Annotated in this window: 5 protein-coding genes; all 5 read right to left on the reverse strand. The window is 76.7% G+C overall.

Annotation, left to right across the window (positions count from 1 at the left end):
- On the reverse strand, window positions 1-189 hold a 189-nt coding region (locus tag E1289_RS34740; RefSeq protein ID WP_243713358.1), incomplete at its 3' end, for a Tm-1-like ATP-binding domain-containing protein.
- Window positions 190-288: 99 nt separating this feature from the next.
- Window positions 289-987 carry an ABC transporter ATP-binding protein gene (locus tag E1289_RS34745; protein ID WP_243713360.1) on the reverse strand — a complete coding sequence of 233 codons (699 nt, stop codon included), beginning with the start codon at window positions 985-987 and terminating at the stop codon, window positions 289-291.
- A complete protein-coding gene (locus E1289_RS34750) occupies window positions 984-1895 on the reverse strand; it encodes an ABC transporter ATP-binding protein (protein WP_131987951.1) in 912 nt (303 codons plus the stop codon). The genes E1289_RS34745 and E1289_RS34750 overlap by 4 nt, the downstream gene beginning before the upstream one ends.
- On the reverse strand, window positions 1892-4486 hold the full coding sequence (locus E1289_RS34755; protein ID WP_131987953.1) for an FtsX-like permease family protein: 2595 nt from the start codon (window positions 4484-4486) through the stop codon (window positions 1892-1894). Before E1289_RS34755 ends, E1289_RS34750 begins: the two co-directional genes overlap by 4 nt.
- Complete coding sequence (locus E1289_RS34760) at window positions 4483-7812, reverse strand: FtsX-like permease family protein (protein WP_131987955.1); 3330 nt, start codon at window positions 7810-7812, stop codon at window positions 4483-4485. The genes E1289_RS34755 and E1289_RS34760 overlap by 4 nt, the downstream gene beginning before the upstream one ends.
- Window positions 7813-8058 lie beyond the last annotated feature (246 nt).

Genomic DNA, 8058 nt, shown 5'->3' on the forward strand with positions numbered 1-8058 from the left:
CCGGTCCCCCGCGTCCCGCAACGCCCCCAGCGACGCGCCCCCGGCCTCCGCGACCCGCTCGGCCGCGACATCGGCTTCGACCCCGGATGACTCGATGCCCGTGTCCACGAGCACCACCTCGCACCCGAGAGCCCGCAACCGCTCACGAAGCCAGGCGTACTCGGCCCCCTTGGTATCGAGCGTCCCCACCAACACCACAGTCGCCATAAGGGACGAGTTCCCCTCCGCCCCACCCCGCAACCGACATCGGCAGGGGCAGGATGAAGGGTGACGCGGCCGGGACGGGCGTCAGGCCGGAGCCGGGGCGGGCGGCTCGGTGATGAGGCCGTCTTCCAGGTGGAGGACTCGGTCGGCTTCGGTCAAGAGGGTCTCGTCGTGGGTGGCCACCAGCACCGTTACGCCTTCGCTGGAGACGAGGGCGCGGAGCAGGGGCATGATCGCGGTGGCGGTCTCGGAGTCGAGCTGGCCGGTGGGCTCGTCGGCGAGGAGCAGGCGGGGGCGGTTGGCCAGGGCGCGGGCTATGGCCACGCGCTGGCGCTGCCCGCCGGAGAGTTCGTTGGGGCGCTGGGCGGCGTGGTCCGCGAGGCCGACGAGGGACAGCAGGACGCGGACGCGCTCGTCGCGTTCGGCGGGCGGTGTGCGGACGAGGCGGAGCGGCACCTCGACGTTCTCGGCGGCGGACAGCACGGAGATCAGGCCGTGGGACTGGAAGACGAAGCCGATGTCGTCGCGGCGCATGGCGAGGAGGTCGTCCTCCGGGAGCGCTCCGACGTCGCGGCCGTTGACGCGCACGGTGCCGCCGTCGGGGGTGTCGAGGCCGCCGATCAGGTTGAGGAGGGTCGTCTTGCCCGAGCCCGAGCGGCCCTTGATCGCGACGAGCCCGCCCGGGGCGACGGTGAAGGACGCGCCGCGCAGGGCCGGGACCTCGATCCCGCCCGTCCGATAGGTACGGGTGAGTCCCTCGACGGCCACCATGGGATCGGTCATTCGCGCTCCTCACCGGGCCGGACGCGGATGTGGTCGGTTTCCAGGTTGAGCCGGACGCGGTCGCGCATGCCCAGCGCCCCGGTGAACGCCGCGGGGAGTTGCACCCGGCCGGCCCGGTCGAGGACGGCGTACTCCTCGGCGGCGCCGGAGCGGCGGCGGACCTCGCTGCTGGTGCGGCCGTCGCGGATGCCGACCGTGCGGTCGACGTGCCCGGAGATCTGCCGGTCGTGGGTGACGACGACGGTGGTGGTGCCGAGTTCCTCGTTGACCTGGCGGAGCGCGGCGAAGACCTCGGCCGCGGTGGCGGTGTCGAGTTCGCCGGTGGGTTCGTCGGCCAGGACGACGCCGGGTTCGTTCGCGACGGCCACCGCGACGGCGATGCGCTGCTGCTGGCCGCCGGACAGCTCGTCCGGGCGGCGGCCCGCGCAGTCACCGACGCCGAGCATGCCGAGCAGCTCGGCGGCGCGGGTGGCGCGGGCGCGGCGGGACCGCCCGGCGAACCGCATCGGCAGCTCGACGTTCTGCGCGGCGGTCAGGTACGGGAGCAGGTTGCGGGACGTCTGCTGCCAGATGAAGCCCACCTTCTCGCGCCGGAACGCCAGCCGTTCCCGCGCCGCCATCGTGAGCAGGTCGGAGCCGGCGACGCGGGCGACGCCCGCGGTAGGCACGTCCAGGCCGGACAGGATGTTCAGCAGCGTGGACTTCCCCGACCCGGACGCGCCGACGACGGCGACCAGCTCGCCGGGGTCGACGAGCAGGTCGAGGCCCTGGAGCGCGACGACCTCGACCCCTTCGGTCTTGTAGATGCGGACCAGGTTGTCGCAGACGATGTGGGCACCCTCGCCGTAGCCGGGCCGGCGTTCGGCGGCGCGGCGTTCCAGCTCGGCGAGGTCGGGCGTGTCGGTCATGGGTCCCCCGTTCTCAGGGCCGTTCCGGGGCGGGAGTCGGCGGCGCGGTCGACGGCGACGGCAGCGGCGGCGGCGAGCAGCAGGGCCGCGGCGAGCCCGAGCAGCGCCGGGACGCCCGGGAGCTGCGCGGCGGCCGCGAAGCCCCCGGTGTAGGGGCGCAGATCGGCGGCGGGGCCGATGATCCGGGGCAGCAGCAGGCCGAGCGCCCATCCGGCCCCGACCGCGCAGAGGAGGACGGGCGCGATCTCGGCGAGCGCGAGAGCCCGGCACTGCCGGCGGCTCAGCCCGAGGGCGCGGAGGCGGGCGACGGTGCGGCCCCGTTCGCGGGCCCCCACGACGAGGACGAGCAGCACGGCGAGGAACCCGTAGGCGCCGCCGGCGAGCGCGGCGTCCCGGAACGTGCCGTGCACGACGGAGACGAGCGGGACGCCGGCCATACCGTCCAGCACGTCCTGCCGCAGGCGGACGTCCCGGCCGGGGACGGCGGCGCGCAGCGCCTCGGCGTCCAGGCTTTCCCCGGCGACGAAAACCTCGGCCGGGAAGCCCTTCGCCTCGGCGAGCAGCTCGTACGGGACGACGGCGAACGCCGAGCCCGGGTCCAGCCCGGGGAAGCGGTCGATCCGCCCGGCCGGCGTGACGCGCAGCGGGTCCAGGCCGGGGCGGCTCAGCGTCACGGTGCCCGAGCCGAGGAGGCGGGAGGCGGACCGCGAGAACCAGACTCCGGACGCGTCCGGAACACCAGGCGTGCCGGGCGCGATCTCGCGGTAGGCGTCCAGGTCCACGCCGATCACCGTCACCGGGACCCGGTCCCCCTCGGCGGTCACGTTCGTCACGACCCGGGCCGGGACCGCCCCGGTCACGCCGCGCACCGCGCGGATCCGGCGGAGCGCGGCATCGTCCAGGGGCCCGGCGGGGACGCGGGCGTCGGCCCCCACCTCGGCCCAGGACGCGCGTTCCTGCCCGTCGCGCAGCGCGGTGCCGACGGTCGCCGTGAAGCCCGCGACGGCCGTGGCGATGAGCAGGACGGCCAGCGGCAGCGTCCCGGCGAGCCCCTGCCGTCCGGCGCGTGCGAGGCCGAGGAACGCGACGGCCCCGCGACGGCGGCGCAGGTACGGCCCGGCGGCGCGCAGCAGGTAGGGGTAGGCGCGCAGGACGAGGACGCCGAGCGCCGCGCCGAGCAGCACCGGCACGGCGGCGACCAGCGGGTCGGTCCCCGCGGCGGCGCCGCGGCGGCGCAGCAGCACCACACCGATCACGGCGAGCGCCACGAGCAGGACGTCGAGGACGAGCCGCCGCCGGGACGGCCGGGCCGCGGCGATGTCGTCCCGCCGGCCCGCAGACGATTCCAGGCCGCCGCCCCGTTCCCGCGCCACCGTCGCGGCGGACACGGCGAGGACGGCCAGGACCGACACGGCGATCGCGTACACCGACGCCGCCTGCGGGGGCCCGGCGTCCAGCAGCCGCCCCACCGCGTACCCGAGCGCGGCGGACGGGACGACGGCGAGCGCGGTCAGCCCGCACGCGGGCACGGCGAGCTGCCGGAGTGCGGCGCCGCGGGCCCGCATCGTCCCGAGGACGGGCCTGAGCCGCACCCCGAGCAGCCCGGCGGCCAGCAGCAGCACCCCGGCGGCGACGGCGGCGAGCCCGCCGAGCGCCGGCCCGACGACGGACTTGGCCGTGTGGAGGCGGTCCGCGTAGCCCCTCAGCCGCCCGTCGAGCGGGGTCACCACCTCGCAGGGGAACAGGTCGGAGCGGCCGCGCACCGCGGACCGGTAGGCGTCCAGGTCGTCCGCCATGGCGGCGGCTCCCGCGGAGTCGACGGCGCCCCGGCGGACGGGGAAGCGCCAGCTGTAGGTGAGCCGCCGGTCCTGGTGGCGGGTGAGCATCGTGTATCCGCCCGCGTCCATGAGCGCGGTGCCGACGTCGGCGAGGACGCCGTCGCCGATGCCCGCCTTCATGGCCCGCAGCATGGTGGGACGCGGCCCCCAGTACGGGTCGGCGGCGTCGACCGGCTCGTACACGCCCGAGATCCGCACCCGCACGGGCCGGGGCACGTCGCGCTCGTTGAGCACGAGCCGGTCGCCCGGGGCGTAACCCATCGCGTCGGCATACTCCTGAGCGACGACGACCTGGATCTCGGCGTCCTCGTCGCCGGTGCCGGACGGCCGGTTGACCGGCGGCCCGCCCGCGACGAGGCGGACCCGCTCTAAGGCGCCCTCGGCCCAGCCCAGGTAGAGCAGCCGGGGGCTCGGCGCCTCACCGGCGACCGACATGCGCCCGGAGGTCATCGACGGCTCCGGCTCGCCGACGGCACCCCGCAGGGAGGGCGGCAGGAGGTCCTGCCAGGCGACGGAGTTGGACGTCATCGCCGCCATCCCGGGGATCGTGCGCGCCCCCGTCTCGCCTCCCGACCGGCCTTCCACGCGCACGTCCGCACCCGCGCCCACCGCGGACGCGGCGGCACGGTCGTACCCGGCGGCGATCCTCGCCGGCAGGACGACGGCGAGCAGCGCGGACACCGCCGTCAGCGCGGCCAGTGCGGCGAGTGGCGCCCACTGCGCCCGAGCCAGCCGCAGGACCGGGCCCCTCATCGGTCCTCCCCCGCGCGCAGGCCCGCGCCGAGGTTCCGGCGGCGCAGCGTCCGGACCACCGGCGGCAGCACGAGGCCGAGCACCACCGCCACCCCGGCGAGCATGCCCAGCACCACGGGCCACCGGACGACCAGCTCGGCCGGCGGGTACGGCTGCGCGGCCTGCACGCTCAGCACCACGTGCGGAACCACCAGCCGCGCCACCACCAGCCCGAGGACGGTCCCGCCGAGCAGGCCGAGCACCACCAGGTACGCCTGCTCGATCGCGAACATCCCGGCGATCTGCCGGGGGCGGACCCCGAGCGCCCGGAGCACCGCCAGCTCGCGGGACCGGGCTCCGGCGGTCACGGCGGCGTTCAGCACGAACGCGATGACGGCGAACGCGAGCGCGGCGCCGAACCCCAGCACCAGCGCGCCCTGGAGCGCAGCGCCGAGGTGCGCGTCCCGCCGCTGGGAGCGCAGCGCCGCGCGGTCGGCGGCGACCTCGCCCCAGGCGGGGTGGCCGGTGAGCGCCCGGACGGCGGGGCCGGTACGGCCCTCCCGCGCCGCCGCCCACCACTCCCCGGGCGTGATGCTTCCGGTGTCCGCCCCGCCCGCGGTGAGCCTGCTCCGGGTGAGGGTCGGCAGGTCCACCAGGACGGCCGGCACGTCGGGCGGCACGCTCGGCAGGGCGGGCGCCACCCCCACCACCTTGACCGGCTGGTCGCCGTCGACGGTGCTCAGCGTGACCGTGCCGCCCACGCCGGTGCCGGCGCGGCGCGCGGCCTCGCCGGTGATGACGCCCGGCACGGCGGGCTGGAGATCGGTGTTCCCCGGGCCGGCGGTGCCCCCCGGACCACGGGACGGCGGTGCCGACGTCCCGAGCACCGCGGAGACCTCCCCTAGCGGCTCGGTGATCCTGCTCGTCCGCGGGTCCTCCGGGGTGGCCGGGATCGTCAGCCGCCCGAGCGCGCCCTCCATGTCCGCGACGCGCGGGTCGAGCCGCTTCGTCACGTCCGGGGAGCGGGCGAACGCGCCCCATCGGGAACCGGCCGGCCGTGGCGCCTCCCCGGTGCCGTCGCCCCGCACCGCCAGGATGTCCAGCACGAGCCCCTCCGCGGGAGGGTTCGCGTCGTAGGAGTAGTGGAGGCTCCGGACGGACAGCGGATAGGACAGCGCGCCGCCCGGCCCGGCCAGGTCGTCCAGGACGAGCGTGTGCTCGTCGCCGTCGGCGGCGAGCCCGGGCAGGGGCACCTTCCGCGCGAACCCCTGCCCGTCCACGATCGTCACGGCGAGCTCGTGACCCTCGCCTGGCGGCGGGCGGTGTCCCGGGTCGGCGGGGCTGAGCCGGAGGTCGAGCAGGAGACGCTCCGGCCGTCCCGGGACGGTCAGCGCCGGGGCGGCGGGACGCGCCCGGGCCAGCTCCTCCAGCCGCAGGTCGCGCCGCAGGTCCGCCGGGACGCGCAGCAGCGGGCCGAGCGCCTTCGCGTCCGCGCCCAGCAGGACCGCCGGGCGGGTGCCGAGGCCGGCGTCCGCGCGCAGCACCGGTGTCGCGGACGTCACGCCGGGCAGTGCCGCGAAGCGCCCGCCCCGCCCGAGCGGCGCCGGTCCCTCCGCACCGGGCGACGGGACGAACCGCAGGTCGGCACCGCTCCTGAAGTCGGCGCGGTCGGTGTGCGAGCGGCTCCACGTCGAGATCGTCGTCACCGACAGCACGCCGACCGCCATCGCCATGACCAGCAGCAGCACCGGACCCGTGTAGCGAATGCGGCGGCGCCCGACCTGCCGGGTGCCGAGCGCGGGGACGAGGCCCCGCCCCCGCGTCGCGACCCGTTCGGCGGCGCGGGACACCACCGGCACCGCCCGGAGCAGCAGCACCCCTCCGGCGAGCAGTGCCAGCGCGGGCCCGGACACGATGAACGGGTCGACGCCACCCGGTCCGCCGCCCGGGTCACCGCCCGCGCCGTCCACCCCGTACCGGGTGAGCTGCCAGACCGCCAGGCCGGCGACGAGGAGCAGCGCCAGGTCGACGCCGGATCCGCGCAGCACGCCCCGCCCCGGGCGGCCGAGACCGGCCTGCGCCGCCACGAACGTACGGTTCGCACCGCGCAGGGTCGGGATCGTCAGGGCGACCGCGCAGGCCAGCGCCACCACGACCGAGACGACCCACAGCGCCGGGGACGGCCCGGTGGCCGGCCGCAGCCCCGACGCGCGCACCGCCGGGGCGTACCCGGCCAGCCGCAGCAGAGGCCCGGCCAGCAGCGGGCCGAGCACGGCGGCGGGCAGCACGACCAGTAACCCCTCGGCGAGGCCGGCGGCCGCGAGCTGCCGCATGCCCATGCCGCGGGTCCGCAGCAGCGCGACCTCGCCGCGCCGGTGATCGGCCAGGAGCCGGGCGACGAGCAGCCACGCGCATCCGGCCAGCAGCACGAGCTGGATCACCGGGATGAGCATGGCGGAGCGCGCGACCTGGACGGCCTCGCGCAGTTGCCGAAGCAGCTCCGGCAACTCCGTCACCACGGAGTACTGCGCCCCGTCGCCGCCCTCCCGGAGGGTCTTCTCACCGGCGCTCACGCGGCGCGCGAGCGGGCCGAGATCGCCGGTGTCCAGGCCGCTGAGGTCGGGCAGGACGGCGAACCGGGCGTCGGACCCGGTGCCGCCGAAGCGCTCCCCGAACACCTCGGGAGTCACCACCAACGGCCCGTACGTCGTGTAGTCGAGGCGTTCGGCACCGGTCGTGACGAGCCGGTCGCCCTGCCAGAAGTGGTTGCCGGGGTCCGGGACGTCGAACAGCCCGACGACCCGGACGTCCACGGCCGACGTCGTGTCGACGCGCCCCTTCAGCGTGAAGGCGTCGTCCACCTCGACGGCCATGGCGTCGGCCGCGGCGCGCGGAAGGACGGCCTCGACCTCGCCGGACCCGCCGCCGGCACCGGGCCAGCGGCCCGCGGTGAGCCGCGCGTGCCTCTCGATCCCGGTGTAGGTCGCGAACGTGGTCAGCTCGGGATGGTCGCCGTTCTCCTGCCCCGGCAGCGTGTACGAGTCGCCGCGCACGCTCATCGAGACCGCCAGCGGCACGTCCCCGTAGATCCGGCCGAGCGCCCGGCGGACCCGGTCCTGGACCTCGGCGAGCCCGCCGGGACGGACGTGCGCGCCGATCGTCGTCCCGGCCGTCTCGAAGGTGGCGTCCGCCAGGGTGCGCCGCATCCCCTCGCGGGTCACCGGGCCGGTGTAGCCCGCGAGTGCGGCGAGGACGGCGGTCGTGAACAGCGCGGTCGCGCAGGCGGCCAGCACCAGCGTCCGGTCACCGGCCATCCGCCCGGTGACGAACCCCCGTCGTCGCCCCATGAGTGCCGATGATCATGTGCGTGTGACGCGCCTTACAAGGGGCCTCAGGGCATCTTTGGTGAATCGCGATGATTTCGCAATGTCCGGACCGGCGCCGGGCATCAGGTACCGGGCTCAGGTGCCGGGCTTCCGTTCCGCCCGCCACACCGACGCGCCCCGCGGCGGTACCGACTCCGCCCGCCGCAGGATCTCCGCCGGGTCGAGGGCGGCGCCGGCGGAGATCCTGCGGCGGGCGGAGTCGGTACC

This window comes from Actinomadura sp. 6K520 (assembly GCF_004349245.1).
In the GTDB taxonomy this organism is placed as follows: Bacteria; Actinomycetota; Actinomycetes; order Streptosporangiales; family Streptosporangiaceae; genus Spirillospora.

Bases quoted from the DNA above. Each gene is read 5' to 3' on its own strand.
- E1289_RS34755 (WP_131987953.1), bottom strand. From the start codon at position 4,486: ATGAGGGGCCCGGTCCTGCGGCTGGCTCGGGCGCAGTGGGCGCCACTC.
- E1289_RS34745 (WP_243713360.1), bottom strand. From the start codon at position 987: ATGACCGATCCCATGGTGGCCGTCGAGGGACTCACCCGTACCTATCGG.
- E1289_RS34760 (WP_131987955.1), bottom strand. From the start codon at position 7,812: ATGGGGCGACGACGGGGGTTCGTCACCGGGCGGATGGCCGGTGACCGG.
- E1289_RS34750 (WP_131987951.1), bottom strand. From the start codon at position 1,895: ATGACCGACACGCCCGACCTCGCCGAGCTGGAACGCCGCGCCGCCGAA.